This is a genomic window from Treponema maltophilum ATCC 51939 (genome assembly GCF_000413055.1).
GTDB classification, from domain to species: domain Bacteria; phylum Spirochaetota; class Spirochaetia; order Treponematales; family Treponemataceae; genus Treponema_C; species Treponema_C maltophilum.
Genome location: NZ_KE332518.1, coordinates 931,711 through 948,710, shown reverse-complemented (window position 1 = coordinate 948,710; position 17,000 = coordinate 931,711). Strand labels below are relative to the sequence as shown.

General features: G+C 47.3%; 15 protein-coding genes. 8 read left to right on the top strand and 7 right to left on the bottom strand.

Annotated elements, in window-relative coordinates:
* Positions 1-88: 88 nt before the first annotated feature.
* The 7 genes from HMPREF9194_RS04235 to HMPREF9194_RS04205 all read right to left on the bottom strand — a co-directional run bounded on the left by HMPREF9194_RS04235 (position 89) and on the right by HMPREF9194_RS04205 (position 7,190).
* Positions 89-976 (bottom strand): HhH-GPD family protein, encoded by an 888-nt coding sequence (locus tag HMPREF9194_RS04235; RefSeq protein WP_016525142.1) that lies wholly within the window; start codon positions 974-976, stop codon positions 89-91.
* On the bottom strand, positions 969-1,535 hold the full coding sequence (cmk, locus tag HMPREF9194_RS04230; protein ID WP_016525141.1) for a (d)CMP kinase: 567 nt from the start codon (positions 1,533-1,535) through the stop codon (positions 969-971). Before cmk ends, HMPREF9194_RS04235 begins: the two co-directional genes overlap by 8 nt.
* Before the next feature lie 92 nt (positions 1,536-1,627).
* A complete protein-coding gene (locus HMPREF9194_RS04225; protein ID WP_016525140.1) occupies positions 1,628-2,650 on the bottom strand; it encodes a LacI family DNA-binding transcriptional regulator in 1,023 nt (340 codons plus the stop codon).
* 4 nt (positions 2,651-2,654) lie between these two features.
* Complete coding sequence (locus HMPREF9194_RS04220; protein ID WP_016525139.1) at positions 2,655-4,007, bottom strand: family 4 glycosyl hydrolase; 1,353 nt, start codon at positions 4,005-4,007, stop codon at positions 2,655-2,657.
* Between the two features lie 27 nt (positions 4,008-4,034).
* The gene (locus HMPREF9194_RS04215; RefSeq protein WP_016525138.1) at positions 4,035-4,901 is read right to left on the bottom strand and encodes a carbohydrate ABC transporter permease; all 867 of its coding nucleotides are present in this window, start codon (positions 4,899-4,901) and stop codon (positions 4,035-4,037) included.
* Positions 4,898-5,785: a carbohydrate ABC transporter permease gene (locus HMPREF9194_RS04210; protein WP_016525137.1), complete on the bottom strand. Its 888-nt coding sequence runs from the start codon at positions 5,783-5,785 to the stop codon at positions 4,898-4,900. Before HMPREF9194_RS04210 ends, HMPREF9194_RS04215 begins: the two co-directional genes overlap by 4 nt.
* 142 nt (positions 5,786-5,927) lie before the next feature.
* Complete coding sequence (locus tag HMPREF9194_RS04205; RefSeq protein WP_016525136.1) at positions 5,928-7,190, bottom strand: ABC transporter substrate-binding protein; 1,263 nt, start codon at positions 7,188-7,190, stop codon at positions 5,928-5,930.
* A gap of 187 nt (positions 7,191-7,377) precedes the next feature.
* Here HMPREF9194_RS04205 and HMPREF9194_RS04200 point away from each other — a divergent pair, with 187 nt between their 5' ends.
* From HMPREF9194_RS04200 to HMPREF9194_RS04165, 8 genes are all read left to right on the top strand, one after another.
* On the top strand, positions 7,378-8,904 hold the full coding sequence (locus HMPREF9194_RS04200; RefSeq protein ID WP_211209553.1) for a sugar ABC transporter ATP-binding protein: 1,527 nt from the start codon (positions 7,378-7,380) through the stop codon (positions 8,902-8,904).
* Positions 8,905-8,915: 11 nt separating this feature from the next.
* Positions 8,916-9,938 (top strand): ABC transporter permease, encoded by a 1,023-nt coding sequence (locus tag HMPREF9194_RS04195; RefSeq protein WP_016525134.1) that lies wholly within the window; start codon positions 8,916-8,918, stop codon positions 9,936-9,938.
* A gap of 19 nt (positions 9,939-9,957) precedes the next feature.
* On the top strand, positions 9,958-11,757 hold the full coding sequence (locus HMPREF9194_RS04190) for a sensor histidine kinase (RefSeq protein WP_016525133.1): 1,800 nt from the start codon (positions 9,958-9,960) through the stop codon (positions 11,755-11,757).
* Complete coding sequence (locus tag HMPREF9194_RS04185; protein WP_016525132.1) at positions 11,751-12,959, top strand: response regulator transcription factor; 1,209 nt, start codon at positions 11,751-11,753, stop codon at positions 12,957-12,959. Before HMPREF9194_RS04190 ends, HMPREF9194_RS04185 begins: the two co-directional genes overlap by 7 nt.
* Complete coding sequence (locus HMPREF9194_RS04180; RefSeq protein WP_016525131.1) at positions 12,949-13,899, top strand: substrate-binding domain-containing protein; 951 nt, start codon at positions 12,949-12,951, stop codon at positions 13,897-13,899. Before HMPREF9194_RS04185 ends, HMPREF9194_RS04180 begins: the two co-directional genes overlap by 11 nt.
* A gap of 74 nt (positions 13,900-13,973) precedes the next feature.
* Positions 13,974-14,951, top strand: a complete 978-nt coding sequence (locus HMPREF9194_RS04175) for a substrate-binding domain-containing protein (protein WP_016525130.1) — start codon at positions 13,974-13,976, stop codon at positions 14,949-14,951.
* A 136-nt stretch (positions 14,952-15,087) separates the two neighbouring features.
* Entirely contained in the window at positions 15,088-16,023 is a 936-nt protein-coding gene (locus HMPREF9194_RS04170; RefSeq protein ID WP_016525129.1) for a radical SAM protein, read from the top strand.
* 74 nt (positions 16,024-16,097) lie between these two features.
* Positions 16,098-16,970 carry a pyridoxamine kinase gene (locus HMPREF9194_RS04165; protein ID WP_016525128.1) on the top strand — a complete coding sequence of 291 codons (873 nt, stop codon included), beginning with the start codon at positions 16,098-16,100 and terminating at the stop codon, positions 16,968-16,970.
* Positions 16,971-17,000 lie beyond the last annotated feature (30 nt).

The window sequence follows — 17,000 nt, the reverse complement described above, 5'->3', positions numbered from 1 at the left end:
CCCTGCCCGTGTTATTTTAGTTGTTACTTTTGCCCGTCTTAATGCAAAAGATATCATCGTAACCGGTATTTTATTATAAATCCTATTTTTACCGAATGCGGTACAAAGCCCCGTCCGAAGTTATGATTTTTTCCGCGGCAAGGGCGGCGGCGGCTTTTTCCAAAAGTTCAGGCTCTATATTTTCTTTGCACGCGATGTCATACAAGGCACAGCCCGATGCCGAGTTTACCAGCTGCCGGATAATCGCCCCGCGCGCTTGGCGTAAAGAACCTTCAAAGCGCGACTGTTTTGTATAATGGCGGCTTTTGCGCGAAGGATTTTCCACCTTTTTTTTAAGCGCCGCCCCGTAATCCATAAGCGCATAGTACCAGAGCCTCGGATTTTCGCGGTATAAGGTTTTTTCTATAAGCGGAAGTAAATCTTTATCTGCAACGCCCTTTGTATTTTCATGCGGAAAGAAAAAAAAGATATACACCGAACGTATATTCGTTTCTATAAATACTTCCGGCTTATTAAAGGCGAAAGTGCATACCGCCCGTGCCGTATAGGGCCCGATACCCGGAAGAGCGTCCAATTCCTCCGCAGTGTCCGGAAAGGTGCCGCCCTTTGCAATGCGTTCGCTTATAAGACGGCAGGCTTGCTGCAAAAACCGCGCGCGGCGGTTATAGCCCAACCCGCTCCACAAAGCAAGCACTTCCGACAAAGAAGCCGAAGCAAGACTTTGTACGTCCGGGAAACGCTTGAGCCACGCTTCGTATTTGGGAAGAACGCGCTCGGTTTGCGTTTGCTGCAGCATAATCTCGGACACGAGAATCCCGTAGGGATTAACCGTATGCCGCCACGGAAAATCGCGGGCCGATCCGGCGTAAAAATCCAAAACGCTTCGCCGAAACTCCCGCACCGCCGCATCGTCGATTTTTACGCAGCCGGCTTCGCCTCGGTCGGGGTAAAAATCTTTTTTCACATCTTCAAGCATCGGACGAAACGATAAGTCCTTTTTTTATCAATTCCTGAAGTATAATATCGGTAATTTCTTCCGGATTGTATTTTGACGTATCGATCAACAAATCGGCACAGGAATAATCGCCGTTATCGATATTGTACAAACGTTTATAGCGCCCGGAATCTTCGGCGTCGCGCAGTGCGGTAAAATCCTTTATGGCTTGCAGATCCCCGCCCTCGCGCTTAAAGATCCGCCGAGCGCGCACGTTTTCGTCGGCATCGAGGTACACCTTTAAATCGGCTTCTTTAAGCATCCACACGGCAAGGCGCGAAGCGAGCACGCAGGATTCTTTGCGCGCAAGTTCCACTTGCCGGCTGTCGATCGCTTGATCGAAGCGGTCGTCCGTTTTCGCCTTTTCTATAATTTCGGGCAAGCTCAGCCCCGTTTCGCATGAAAGATTTCGGAACGTAAAGTTTATGACGGCAATGTCGAGTTTTTCGGCAAGCAGCTTGCTTACGGTCGTGTTGCCGCAGCCGCTTTTTCCCGATATCGCGATGCGCAGTTCTTTGCCCTCAGGAATCTTCCACTTCATGCCTTAAAAATAGCAAAAAAAAAACTTTTGTGCAATCGCCGCACTTGCAGGTAGCCATGAATGAGTACATACAATTCCGGTGCGGTTGCCCCTCAACCTATGCGCGCAACCGAATCGCGCAAAATCAAGCGCACGGGAAAACGAATATTGTTTTCTTCTACGGGCTGCTTTTTCATCAGCTTTACAAGCATGTCGACCGCAGCGCAGCCGCGCTGGAACACATCCTGATAAACCGTTGTAAGAGAAGGGTTTACGACCTGCGCATAAATATTGTCGTCGAACCCCGCTATGGAAAGATCTTCGGGAATGTGCAGGCCTTTTTTTTGAAAATACGCCAACGCTTCGGCGGCATAATAATCGGCCGAAAAAAATAAAGCCGTAAAAGGCTTTTCGTCCGCGCATAAAAAATTGTATACGGCTGTCCGTTCGGCGCAGTCCTTCGAAAGCGGAACAAAATGCTTTTCGGGATTTTTTATGCCGCTGTCCGCCAAAGCCTGCATAAAACCTTCCAAGCGGTCGCGATCGCCGCCAACCGGATCTTTGCGGTCGGCTAAAAATGCTATCGCCGTGTGCCCCATTTCGCGCAAGTACCAGGTCATCTGATACGTTCCCTGCCGGTCATCCAAGCCGATATTGTGATAGACCAATCCGTCGTCGTCAAAATAACAATCGATAAACACAAGCGGCACGTCGTTTTTTTTCCGGACAACGGAACAGATTTCGGTCGGCACCCAAAAAAGCAGTAAACCGTCCAGCTTCCAATTTTGAATAAGCTTAAAAATTTCCTGCGGTTCACGCGCCGCATAGAGCATCATGTAATAACCGCTTTCCCGGATTTTCCGTTCCAGCGCGCCGATCATCGCTCCGGTAAACGGATCTTCAAAAACGGTTTCGTCGCTTCGCGGATCCATGTAAACGATTACACCGATTATGTGCGAAACACTGTGGGCAAGCAGTGCGGCGCCCATATTCGGCGTATATTTTTCGGCTTCAATAGCGGATTGAACTTTTTTGAGTTTTGCGGCGGAAACCTTTGCCGTCCTCCCGTGTAACACATTGGAAACGGTAGTCGCACTGACGCCGGTTTTCGCCGCAATTTCTTTTATTGTCGCCACGTTTTTATTTTAAATAGCCGAGCCACTTTCGCTGCGCGTTAATCATATGGTCAACCATAGGTTTAACGACGGACGCCATATTGACGACCGGGTTTGCAAGCAAAGCCTGAACGACAAGATTTTTATCCTTTTTCAACACGGCTTCGGCCGTCAAATCATACACGCCGCAGTAGTTTCTGAGCAGTGCCGCATAACCTTTGGGCAGCTTTTTAATCGGAATTCCGTTAACGCCGTTTTTATCGATAACGGCGGGAACTTCGACCGTAATCCACGAAGGAAGCTCTTCGATGAGTCCGTTGTTTTGAATATTGACCGCCGATTCTTCATAGCCGGAATTCTCAATCATACCGTCGATTATCGGAATAACGCGCTCGTGCGTTTCAAGCTTTATTTGAGCGGGTTTTTCGCGCAGTTCGACCTTATAGAAATCGTAAAAGTCGAGAATTCCGCGGTGGTCGACAAGATCCCACGCCCAGCCGATGTATTCGCCGAAGTGGCTGTCAACGGTTATCGGAAGCAGACGATAGGTTTCCAAAATGAATTTATGCAGGCGGCGGTCGGCCCATTCGTACGCGCTTTTTCCTTTCGACTGTTCGCGGTAAAAGCGTTCGGTTTCTTCGAATTTTCCCGTTTTGCGGTACATGTCCCACACATCGCTGTAACCGGCTTCATAATGGAAAAATTTATCGGCTTTTTTAAGCACGTCGGGATACAGGTTTTTACCCGTTTTTTTATTTTTAATTTCGAGCATGCAGCTGAAATGGTTCAAGCCGGCCGCTTTAAAATAAATATCATCGAGCTTCATATCGAGCATCGGCGGGAGCCATTTGCTCAGCCAGCCGATTTCGTGGCACATGCCGACAAAATGTGCTTGCGGGAACGCCCTGTTTACCGCCGTACAGATTGCGGTCATCGGGTTTGAATAGTTGAAAATCCATGCGTCGGGGCAAATCTCAACGGCATCCTTTACGATTTCCAAAATCGGCGGAATAATGCGCAGCGAATGGAACACGCCGCCGGGGCCGCCGTTTTCGCCGTATACTTGATGTATGCCGAACTGTTGCGGCACCTTCCAGTCCTGATCCCACAGTTCAAAACGGTTGCCGACTTCAATCGATGAAATAATAAAATCGGCGCCTTTAAAAGCGGTTCTTCTGTCGAGCTCGGCTTTTACTTTAAAATCGAGCTTATTCTTTTGTATAAAAGCGTGGGCCGTTTCATACACCGTTTTCAGCGTATGGGCGTTTATATCGTGCAGCACGACTTCGGTTCCTTTTAATACCTTGCTGCAAAAAATGTCGCCGAGCGTACCGTACCCGAACTGGGCACTGCCGGCACCGACCAAAACAATCTTCATATAAAAACCTCCATAAAGATGCCTATATTATTTTATTGAACCTTCCACCATTCCCCTGATAATATAGCGTTGCGCAAAAAGATACAATACGATAATCGGAATCATCGCAAGCAGGGTCGACGTTAAAATTAAATCCCACTGTTTTAAGTAAGCGCCGGCAAAAGTCGTTACCGCAATCGGAATTGTCTGCACTTCTCCGTTGGAACCCAAAACCAAAAGCGGAAGCAGGTAATCGTTCCAAATCCAAATACCGTTTAAAATAAGCACCGTAACGATGATGGGTTGCAAAAGCGGAAAAACGATTTTGAAAAAAGTCGCACCGCGCGAACAGCCGTCTATCGTTGCCGATTCTTCCAGTTCGTACGGAATATTTTTTATGAATCCGTGGAAAATAAAAATCGAGAGCGGGCAACCGAATCCCAAATAGGCAAAAGCGATGCCGTGAACGGTTCCCAAAAGCCGGATATGCAAAAAATCGCCCATAACTCGCAGCCAACGCACCAAAGGATACATAAGCACTTGAAAGGGAATAACCATTGCCGCCACAAAAAGCATAAAAATAACGGTCGACCACTTGGTTCTGTTGCGTACGAGCACCCACGCGCACATTGACGAAAAAATCACTATAACCGCAAGCGATACGGCCGTAATAACGACGCTGTCGACAAAGGCGCCCGGATAATCGACGGTGGCATTGCCGAAAATACGACCGATGTTTGTAAACAACTGTTTCCAGTGTTCCGGCCGGCTTAACGCGTTGTTTATAATTTCTTTTGATGTTTTTGCCGAATTGAGTACAACCATTGCAAACGGCACCATAAAAAGCACAAAAAGCAGAAGCGCAAAGATTTCGGCTAAAATCCGTCGCGTATATTTTTCTCCGCCGCCTATCACAGTTCCACCTCCTTGCGCTTATTCATATTCACCTGTATCAAAGACACGATTACCAAAGCCAAAAATAAAATCACCGCTTTCGCCTGCGCTTCGGCCATGCGGTTTGCCGCCGCCGTATCGAAAATATTCATTGCCAAAAGCTGGCTGGCTTTAATCGGCGAACCGAGAAAGCGGGTGGCGGGGCCTCCGTTTGTAAGCGTAAAGTTCATATCGAATTGTTTAAATGACGAAGTGAGCGTTAAAAAAAGCGAAATCGTAAACGCATGCGCCATCATCGGAATGAGTATGCGGAAGATTCGCGTAAAATAACTCGCGCCGTCGACACTCGCCGCTTCCAAAAGCGAAGAAGGAATTCCCTGAATCGCCGCAACGAAAATGAGCATAATGTATCCGGCGTACTGCCAGGTATTTACAAACGACATAACCCAAATCACCGTGTTCGGGCGGCTCAAAAGCGACGACTGCAAAAAACCTAAAGAAAGCTTGTTTCCGATCAAAACGAGCGCGTTATTTAAAATAAACTGCCAAATATAACCTAAAACGATTCCGCCTATAAGATAGGGAACAAAAAATCCGGCCCGATAAAAATTGCGGAATCTGACCTTCGAAGTTACCAAAAGCGATAAAATAAAACCGACAACATTAACCGAAACAATGTTTATAAGCGTAAAGCCTATCGTTATCAAAAACGAATATAAAAAATCGGGAGCGGTAAAAAGATATTTAAAGTTTGCCAAGCCGACAAACTTCACGCTGTCTCGCACGCCGTTCCAATCGGTCAGCGAATAATACAATCCGAATCCGAACGGAATGACGATTATCATCGTAAAAGCAAACAGACAGGGAGCAATAAACAAAATATTTACCGTACGGCTCTGTTTCATCAGTATTTCCTTAACTTAAAAATAAAATCGGCGGCGGCCATTGCTGTCCGAAAATCGAAGTTTTCGGACAGCTTTTTTAATTACATGTATCGTAATATAATACACGGGGCCGAAAAAACGATTTTCCGGCTCACCGTTTTTTTTACATATTCGGCAAACCCGCAACGGCCTTTTTCATATCGGCTTTAAATTGATCGATAGCGTCGGGGTTTTGTGCAAACAGATCGAAGATGGGACCGAACACGTTCCGTCCCGCACCGTCAGGCAACATACCGAAAAATACGCCGTAGTTGCCGCCTCGGGCATTCGCTTCCATAAGCGCGCGGCTCAACTGGCCTTCCGGCTGCAGTTTTACGGATTTAAAGGCGGGAATCATGCCCGCTTTTTTTACCAAAAATTCGTGTCCCTGGGGAGTTTCGGCCATGGAAGCCAAAAAGGCTTTTGCCGCTTCGGCGTTGGGGCTCTTCGCATTAACGCACCACCAGCTCGGAGCAAACAGGTACAAACCTTTTTCTTCGGTATCGAGGAAAGCGTGCGGCGCATAACCGATTTTAAACGTAACGCCCAGCTGCTTCAGGTTCGGATCCACCCAGTTGCCCTGATGCAAAAATGCCGCTTTGCCGCGCGCAAAGGCCGCCACCTGATTGTCGTAGCTGCCGTTTTGCAAAATGTTTTTGTCGGCGTATTTAAACAAAAGCTGCAAGTATTTTGCGTATTGATCGAAGCGTTTTTCGTCCAGCTTGCCCTTCAGCGCCATATTGATAATCGACTTATCTTCAAAACCGAGACCGCCGCCCCAATAGCACGCCAAATTGTGCTGAGCCGCGACCCACCACATGCCGCCGGCAACGGAGGCCGCCATCGATACGACCGAATCAAGACCCAGTTCGGCTTTTTTCGAATCGATAAGCTTGAACGCATCTTCATACGCTTTGCGGGTTGTCAGCTTTGCAGGATCGACGCCGGCTTTTTTCAAAATATTGGCATTATAAGCCAAGCCGTAGCCTTCGATTGCAACCGGAAAACCGTACACCTTTCCGTTTTGCTTAAACGCAAGGTCGGTATCCTTTACCCAGCTTTGATCGCTTAAGTCGGCAATATAGTCTTTCCAAATATCGTAGCCGCCCTGCCCTTCGATTTGAATAATGTCGGGCATGTTTCCGGACTGAGCTTTTGCCTTCAGCGTTCCGCCGTAATCGCCGCCGCCTCCGAGCGTTTCAACGCTTACCGGAATTCCCGTCGCAGCGGTATAGTCCGCCGCATAGGCGTCAATCGCATCTTTTATTTCAACCTTCAGCTGAAACATTTTAATCGATGCTCCTTTTTTTGCGTCCTGCTTGCCGGCCGCAAAACACAATGACGCGGCAAAAACGAAAATGAAAAGTACGGTGAGTAGTTTTTTCATCACAACCTCCTGGTTTAAAACTTTTGCAGGTGTTACGTAACACCTATTTCTAAAAGAATAAACCCGTTTTTCGTCTTTGTCAAGAAAAAAATTTTGAGTATATAAAATCATGTATATAAAATTAAAGGCTCTTTATGTTTTTTTTAAATATACAGATACAAAAATCAATGATATAATTCAATATATTATGAGCGAATTATTACGGATGACCGGTATTTCAAAATCATTCGGGCAGGTAAAAGCGCTTGATAATGCGCAACTGAGCTTAAAATCGGGCGAAGTACTCGCGCTGATGGGTGAAAACGGGGCGGGAAAATCCACTTTAATGAATATTCTCAGCGGCGCAATCACCAATTATACCGGCGATATTTTTATCGACGGCAAAAAAACCGTTATCGCAAGCCCCACGGCGGCGCAAAAACTCGGTATTGCAAAGATTCATCAGGAGTTGCAGCTCGTGCGGGAAACGAGCGTCGCCGAAAACATTTTTATGGGCAGAGAAAAGTGCAATCGATTCGGCTTTGTGCGCAAAGCCGAAATGGAACAGGAAGCGCAAAAATATCTTGACATGCTGGAACTTCCCATAAAGGCGAACCGAAAAATCAAAAGCTTGCGGATCGGCGAACAGCAAATGGTCGAAATCGCAAAAGCGCTGTCGCTCAACGCGCGCATTTTGATTATGGACGAACCGACGTCGGCGATTTCAAAAACGGAAACGGAACACCTTTTTGCGGTAATAAAAAAGCTCGTTAAAGAAAACGTCGGCATCATTTATATTACGCACCGTATGGAAGAAGTTTTTGCCGTAGCCGACGAATTGACGATAATGCGCGACGGTATGTATATTGCGACGCTTCCGGCAGCAGAAACATCGCGGCAAAAAATAATTTCGCTTATGGTCGGGCGGGAAGTTTCCGAAGCGTATCCGTCGAAAAATACAGCAATCGGGGAAAAAATTCTCGAAGTTTCAAACCTTAATCTTCGGTTTCCGCACAAACAAGGCGGGCAAAGCCGCAGTCTTTCGAATATCGATTTTACGCTGCACAAAGGAGAAATTTTAGGCTTTGCGGGCTTGCTCGGCTCCGGCCGCACGGAACTTTTGGAATGTCTTTTCGGCTTACATCATGCAAACAGGAGCGGCGATATTATTATCGACGGCAAAAAAACGGAAATCCGTTCGCCCGGCGAAGCCATAAAAGCGGGAATCGCCTTTGCAACCGAAGACAGAAAAGGACAGGGCTTGGTGCTTTTACGCTCGATCGGCGAAAATATGTCTTTGGCAAAGCTTAAACAATTGAGCAGATTCAGTTTTATGAATTCGATGCGGGAGCAAACGGAATGGCTGGAGCAAATGGACACGATGCGCATAAAAGCGAGCGGGCATAAAACACTGTGCGGCACCTTATCCGGCGGGAATCAGCAAAAGGTGGTGCTGGGCCGCTGCCTTATGCTCAAGCCGAAAATACTTTTGCTCGACGAACCGACGCGCGGTATAGACGTCGGCGCAAAATACGAAATTTACGTGCTTATAAATAAATTGGCCGCACAAGGCATCGGCATTATTCTGGTATCGAGCGATTTGCCGGAAATTATGGGAATTTCGGACAGAATCATTACGCTGTGCGAAGGCGCCGTAACGGGAGAATTCGGGCGCGGTTCGGCAACGCAGGAGCAATTGCTGTATGCGGCGACCTTGCATTCAAAAAAGGAATAACGGGAGTAATTATGAATACATCGATTTTGCAAAATAACGGTTTGCAGCATACCGGCGAAAAAAAATCTGTTTTGGAACTTTTAAAACAATTCCAAAGCTACATAGCGCTTATAGCGATTTTTATTATCGCCTCTTTAATTTGCGTAAAAAACGGGCGCAACCTGTTCCTCGACGTGCGCAACCTCATGAACGTACTGCGCGCCGTCAGCGAAAACGGCATTATCGCGATCGGCATGACGATAATTATTTTGCTCGGCGACATCGATTTGTCCGTAGGTTCGGTTGTCGGCTTGATTTCGACCGGAAGCGCCGCCCTCATGGTCAACAACGGACTGGGGTTTCTTCCCGCTATCGGCGTTTCACTGCTTATCGGCGCTCTGTTCGGTTTATTCAACGGAACGGTCGTTACGCGCATGAAAATTCAAGCGTTCATCGTTACCCTTGCAACGATGAATATCGCGCGCGGCTTGGCACGCTTTTGGTCGAACGGTATCGGCATTCCCCTTTCGTACGGATACGGAGAAGGCCTTGCCCCGCCCCAGTTTGAATGGCTGCAAATGCGTATAGGCGGCGTCGTCCCCGTGCCCGCAATTATCTTTTTGGTTTTGATTTTCGTTTTTTCGATCGTTATGAATAAAATGCGCTTCGGCCGCCAAGTGTACGCCATCGGCGGGAATCCGACCGCGGCACACTTATCGGGCATTCACGTGCAGCGCATAAAAACAATCGCCTTTGTCATAAGCGCGATGCTTGCTTCGGTTGCCGGCATGATCCACAGCGCGCAAATAAGTCAGGGCGGTCCGAACGAAGGTATCGGGTACGAATTGAACGCGATTGCCGCGGTTGCGATCGGCGGGACGAGCATGTCCGGCGGTAAAGGAACGATTTTCGGCACTATGATAGGCGCGCTGATTTTGGGAATGCTCGACAACATGCTCGGCTTAAAAGGCGTCAATTCGAACCTGCAGCTGGTTGTAAAAGGCTTATTGATTATTATTGCGGTGTTTGCGCAGGCGACAAAAAAAGAAAACTGACGAAAATAAGGAAAGCCGATTGCCCAAATTAAAAAAAACTTTCAAAACGTTTCAAACTCAGCTGTTTTTAAATATGGGCATGCTGGTTGTAAGCGTTTTATTGTTTACGATTGCGGCCGGCAATTTTTTTTATTCGAAGGTTATGAACGAGCAAACGCAGGTACACACTATCCGGCTTTTAACCCAAATTCAAACGATTTTGGACAATTACATTTATTCGATAGAGCAAATCATAACCTATCTTTCCGAAGATGAAACGGTTATTTCGTTTTTACGTTTGCACGATTTTTACGATCAAGGCAGAATCGATTACGAAACCGAAGCCCGCGCGCATATGTACACGTACGTTAAAAACAATCCCGATTTAATCGGCGGAATTTTGATTGCCGGAGAAAACGGCATGTATATTTCAAATGAAATATACCGCATTTCGCGCAACAATCTCGCTGAAGATTTTTGGTACAAACAGGCAATCGAAGGCGGCGGAAAAGATATTTTGCAGCCGAAACCGATCGGACGCAATATCCGCCATTACCGCGATTACAGCAGCAGCGACACGGTAGCGGTAACAAGGGCCGTAAAAGACCCCGCAACGGGCAAAATACTCGGCGCCATATGCATCGATATGCGCTTAAAAGCCGTCGAACAATTTATAAACGGCATTACGCTCGGCAAAGCCGGCTACGTATTCGTCATAGACGAACATAATTCCATTGTATACGCGCCGATAAACGAAACGGTGTACCGCATCGACGTATCGTCGATAAAGGGAAATGCCGGCATACAAACCGTAAACGGCAGCACGTATCAAATTCTTTTTACAAAATCGGCACTCACTTCGTGGAAAACCGTCGGCGTATTTAAAAACGAAAGCTTGCCGCTCCCGCTTATAACGCTGTATAAATACATAGCGGTTATAACCCTTATTTCCGTTTCGATGGCGGTTATCGTTTCGTTGGGTTTTTCGTATTCGTTTACGAACCCCATAAGTAAACTGCGCAAACTTATGAATTCGGCGGAACGGGGCGAACTTAACGTGCGCTTTAACGTGGAAGAATATTACGGAGAAATAGTCCAGCTCGGAACCGGCTTTAATTCGATGATGAATAAAATCGAAAATCTGTTACAACTCGTATACACCGAGCAGCAGCAAAAACGCAAGGCCGAAATTCAAAGTTTGCAGGCGCAGATAAAACCGCATTTTTTATATAATACGCTCGATACGATCCGCTGGATGGCCGAAGATCACGACGCTTCCGATATTTCCAAACTGGTAACGGCGCTCACCACCTTGTTCAGAATCAGCTTAAGCAAGGGTAAAGACATTATCAGCCTTGAACAGGAATTGGAACACGTGCGCTCGTATTTATATATTCAAAAAGAACGCTACGAAGACAAATTGAATTATACGATCGCTTGCGATCCGGCTTTGTACCGCTGCGAAATAACGAAACTGGTGCTGCAGCCGTTGGTCGAAAACGCGATTTATCACGGCATAAAGCAAAAAAAAGAAGGCGGCCGGATTCGCATCGAAGTAAAAAAAGAAAATAAAAAAAACGGCGCGCTGTACATCACGGTTTCGGATACGGGAGCCGGCATGAGCGAAAAAGAACGCCTGCGCATCAATAAAGCGCTGGCCGATTACAGTGCCCGGGAATATACGGAAGGTTACGGACTTTTTAACGTAAACAACCGCATCCGTTTAACGTACGGAAACGGTTACGGCCTGCATTACGAAAGAAACGATGAAGGCGGTATTACCGTAATCCTGTCGATTCCTTTTATAACGCATTCCGAGCCTAAGGACACAAAATGCTGAAAATGCTGATTGCCGAAGACGAGCCGAAAATTTTGGCCGGCCTTCAAAAACAAATTGAAAATATGCAGCTCGATGTTGCAATAACGGACACCGCGCAGGACGGCGAAGACGCTTTGGAAAAAGCAAAACGCTGCAAACCGGATATTTTGCTTGTGGACATTTGCATGCCGTTTTTAAACGGACTTGAACTTATCGAAAAGCTGCACGAAACCGGCGGAAATTTTAAAGTCATCGTTATTTCGGGCTACGGAGAATTCGAATATGCAAAACGTTCGGTCGAGCTTTCCGTATATGCCTATATTTTAAAACCGGTCGACCTTGCTGAATTAAAATTAAAACTCGAACAGCTTATCGGCGAAATCAAAAAAGAAAAAAACAAAAACAAATATTTTGACTTTGCGGTTGCACAAACGGCAAAGCATAAAGATACGCTTATTCAAACCTTTTTGCACGATGCCGCCGTCGGCAAATATTCGCCCGACGAAATAAAAGAGCTTTGCGCGTTTTTCGGCATAAATATAAATTTGACGTATAATCTCGTACTGATAAAAGTTCCCGCCGAAATCTACGAAATGCACCGGACAAACGAAATACTGCTTCCGCCGCAAATCGAACGCGTTTTAAAACAATTGCTGAACGAGCATACGGACAGCTATTTATTTCCCGACGACAGGGGCAACCTTTTGCTGTTGTACCGGCAAAATCCCGCGTATCGGCATTTGAGCAGCCGTATAAAAGACGCCGTAAAAGAAGAATTGGGCATAAACGTTCATACCGAATCGGTCGAATCGACCTCGCCGGAAAAACTGAACGAATCCTATGATGAACTTATCGGCTTATTGTTCGACGATAAAAAATTTTCTCCGCTCGTTTCGCAGGCGTTAAATTATATCGCCAAAGGCTATACGCGGCACGATTTCGGTTTGGAAGAAACCGCCGAAAAAATCGGTATTACGCCCGCCTATTTAAGCCGGTTGTTAAAAAACGAACTCGGGATTTCGTTTTCTCATTACGTATCGCAACTGCGCATACAATACGCGCTCGAACTGATGAATAAGGGACTGCTGATTAAAGATGTCGCCGCCCGCTGCGGATTCGGCTCGCCGTTTTATTTCAGCACGGCATTTAAAAAGATATTGAATGTGCCGCCGAACGAATACCGTATAAAAAGAACGGAAGGGAAAATACCGGATGAAACATAATTACACCGTTTTGTTGTTCGTCTTTATGCTGTGCGTGTTCGCCTTTTCGGTCGTTTTTCCGCTTGCAGGAAAGCGCTTAAAAAAAAGCGGCGGCACCGAAAAAAAAGAATACCTTATCGGCATAAGCCAAGCCAATTTGCTGGAGCAATGGCGCATAACGATGAATCGCGAAATAGAAGAAGAAGCCGCAAAACACTCCGACCTGCGCTGTATCTTTACCGACGCGGCAATGAACACCGACCGCCAGTTGGAAGACATACACATGCTTATGGGATACGCGATCGATTTACTCATCGTATCGCCAAACGACAGCGACGTTCTTCGTCCCTATATAAGCGATATCCATAAAAAAATACCGGTAATAGTTTTGGACAGAGACATTGTCGGCGAAGATTACAGTTTATATATAGGCCCCGACAATTACCGCATCGGCAAAACGGCGGGCGAATACGTTATCGGCCTGCTCGGTGAAAAAGGCGGCAACATAATCGAAGTTTGCGGCCGCCCGGATTCTCCTTCGGCAAAAGAGCGCTCGCAGGGATTTTACGACGCTTTAAACGGTACGGACAACTGCCGCATAGTGTGCCGGCTTATCGCAAACTGGATGCAGGATCAAGCCGAAGACAGGATGAAAGAATATTTGAGCGTTACCGATACGAATATCGACGTCGTATTCGCCCAAAACGATGCAATGGCTTACGGCGCGTATTCGGCAATGCAAAAAATGAGAACGGCACCGGCTCTATGCGTCGGAGTTGACGGTTTGGACGGCCCGAAGGGCGGCAAAAAGATGGTGGAAGAAGGAATATTGAGCGCGACGCTTATTTGCCCGACCGGAGGCCGTCAAGCAATCGAATACGCGCTGCGCATGCTGCGCGGCGAAAAAAAATTCCCGCACAGCATTATACTCAGCCCCTCGCTCATCGTAAATAAATCATAAAATTGAATGTATTGTTCGTATTATTGAAAATCCGTTTCGACCGAACGCTGATACAATACTCGTAGGAGGAAACCATGAAAAAAACGGTAAAAACTTTTTTTGCGGTTATGCTTACGCTTGCCGCAACAAGTTTATTATTTGCAAAAGGCTCTTCGGACTCGGCAGCAGCCGGCGGCGGCAAAAAATTCGTCATCGGTATGGCCCAGTGTAACCTCGGAGAACCCTGGCGTGTCGCCATGAACGCTCAAATAGCGGCCGCCGCAAAAAACTATCCGATGTTCGAAGTCATCTTTTCGGATGCGGCGCAGGACAATTCCAAGCAAATCGCCGACATTGAAAACTTCATTCAAATGCACGTAGACTTGCTTATTACCTCGCCGAACGAAGCAAAACCGCTGACAAACGTCATTAAACGCGCTTACGAAGCGGGCATTCCCGTTATCCTGCTCGACCGCAAAATCGAAGGCGATACCTACACGCAGTTTATCGGCGCGGACAACACGCTTATCGGACGCGAATGCGGCAAATACGTAGCGCAAACCCTTTTGCCCAACGGCGGAAACATCTGCGAAATCAAAGGTTTGGAAGGAACTTCCGGCGGCATCGAACGCGACAAAGGTTTCCGCGAAGGAATTAAAGCCAATCCCAAATGCAAAATCATCGCCGCAAACAATGCCGATTGGCTACGCGAAAAAGCGATCACCATTGCCGAAGAAATGCTGCAAGCACACGACAAAATTGATTTGTTCTATTGTCTGAACGACCCGATGGCCGAAGGCGCATACATTGCCGCCAAAAATGCGGGCAGAGAAAAGAACATACTTTTTGTCGGCGTCGACGGACTTCCCACTCCCGACGGCGGTATAAAGAGCGTTATGGACGGAAGACTCAGCCTGTCCATGGTCTATCCCACCGGCGGTAAAGAAGCGATCGAAAACGCCTACGCCCTGCTTGTCGAAGGCAAAAAACTCGATAAAATCGTTACGCTCGGTACGCAAACCATCACACCCGAAAACGCCGCGCAATTGTACAAAGAAATGGGCGGAAAATAAACGCGCTCATTGCATCACATCGTAAGTTAATTTAAGGGGGGGGGCTGAAACAAAAAGTCTGCGGCCCCCTGCTCTTCAGAGTATTTTACTGGACACGCGCGGGCTTTTTTCATATAATCGCAGACTGAAAAGCTTTATGGAAAACGCGCGCTTTATATTCGGGCCGGTGCCCTCGCGCCGCTTGGGGCGTTCGCTCGGCGTAAGTCCCATTCCCGAAAAAACCTGCAATTATACTTGCACTTACTGTCAACTCGGCCGAACGCTGCACATGACCGACGAACGGCACATGTTTTATCCCGTTGAAGATATTATCGCCGAGCTGAAAAAACGCTTGGCCGAAGATACCGAATTCGACGTCATAAGCGTTGTCGGCGAAGGAGAACCGACCCTGTACAAGGGCTTGGGCGATTTACTCGACGGTATAAAAAAACTGACAAAGGCACCCGTCGCCGTCATTACAAACGGTGCCCTCCTTTCCGATCCGCAGGTGCGCTCCGAGCTGTCGAAAGCCGACATCGTCCTTCCTTCAATGGACGCGTTCGACGAAGATTCGTGGAAAAAAATAGACCGCCCGCACGGCAAGCTCGACTTTAACGCCGTTATGAAAGGGCTGCAAACCTTTTCGCACGAATACACGGGACAGCTGTGGCTTGAAATCATGCTCATAGACGGAATCAACACATCCGATACGGCACTTAACGCGCTGAAAAAGCTTGCCGGCACGGTTCGGCACGACAGGCTGTATATCAATACGCCCGTGCGGCCCCCGGCGGAATCTTTTGTATCCGCACCGGCCGATGCCGTTGTCGAAAAAGCCGTCAAACTGACCGGCGGCATCGCAATCAATCATCTGACGTCGGGAAGTTTTTCAAGCGATATAAAGGATACGTATGAAGCCGTCATAAGCATTATAAAACGGCACCCGATGAACCGCTTTGAAATCGAAAGTTTCGTTGCATCGCGGAAAGACGGTTCGCCCTGCACCGGTTTGTTCGCCCGCCTCGAAAAAGACGCGCATGTACAAACAATCGATTACAAAGGAATAAAAACATATCGATATAAAAATCGCTAATATCGAAACCCGCCGTTCACTATATTGCAGAATTTATATTTATTGAACTATATTATTGAATTGAGGAGGAAATCATGCAGCCGAAATTAAAACGCGTAGCGGCGATTCACGATTTGTCGGGTTTCGGGCGTGCTTCTTTAACGGTTATCATTCCGACCCTTTCCGTTATGGGCATTCAAGTGTGTCCCGTTCCGACGGCGGTGCTGTCGACCCATTCGGGAGGATTCACCGATTATGCGTTTCACGATTTAACCGATATTATGAGCGGCTACACCGCGCACTGGAAAAAACTCGGTTTAAGTTTTGACTGCATTTATTCGGGCTTTTTGGGATCGCCGCGACAAGCTTCGATCGTGTCGTCCTTTATCGACGACTTTAAAACGGAGCGCACGCTGACGGTCGTCGATCCGGTGATGGGCGACAACGGCAGTTTGTATAATTCCGTTTCGAAAGATATGATTCCCGAAATGCGAAAGCTCATTGCAAAAGCCGACATTATCGTGCCGAATTTTACCGAAGCCGCCCTGCTTTTGAACGGCGAACAAAACAAGCCGCTTTCAAAGTCGCAGATGAAAACGCGGCTGCAAAAACTTTCCGATATGGGACCCGGCACCGTCGTTATCACAAGCGTTCCCGATAAAGAAAATCCCGACAGCGTAAACACAATCGCCTACGAAAGAGAAAGCGGTTCTTTTTGGAAAATATCGGCACAGCGGCTTCCGGGCATGTATCCGGGCACGGGCGATACGTTCGCGTCCGTTATGATCGGAAGTCTTTTGCACGATGAAAGTTTGCCTGTTTCCATAGATAAGGCGGCGCAGTTTATTTCGCAGTGCATTCAATCGAGCCGCGGCTACGATTATCCGCACAAATACGGAATCCTCTTGGAAGGACAACTGCACACACTCTTAAGTCCGTGGCACATTTCGAACTTTGAAGAATTGTAATTCGATAAGTATGCATGAAAGAGCGACCGT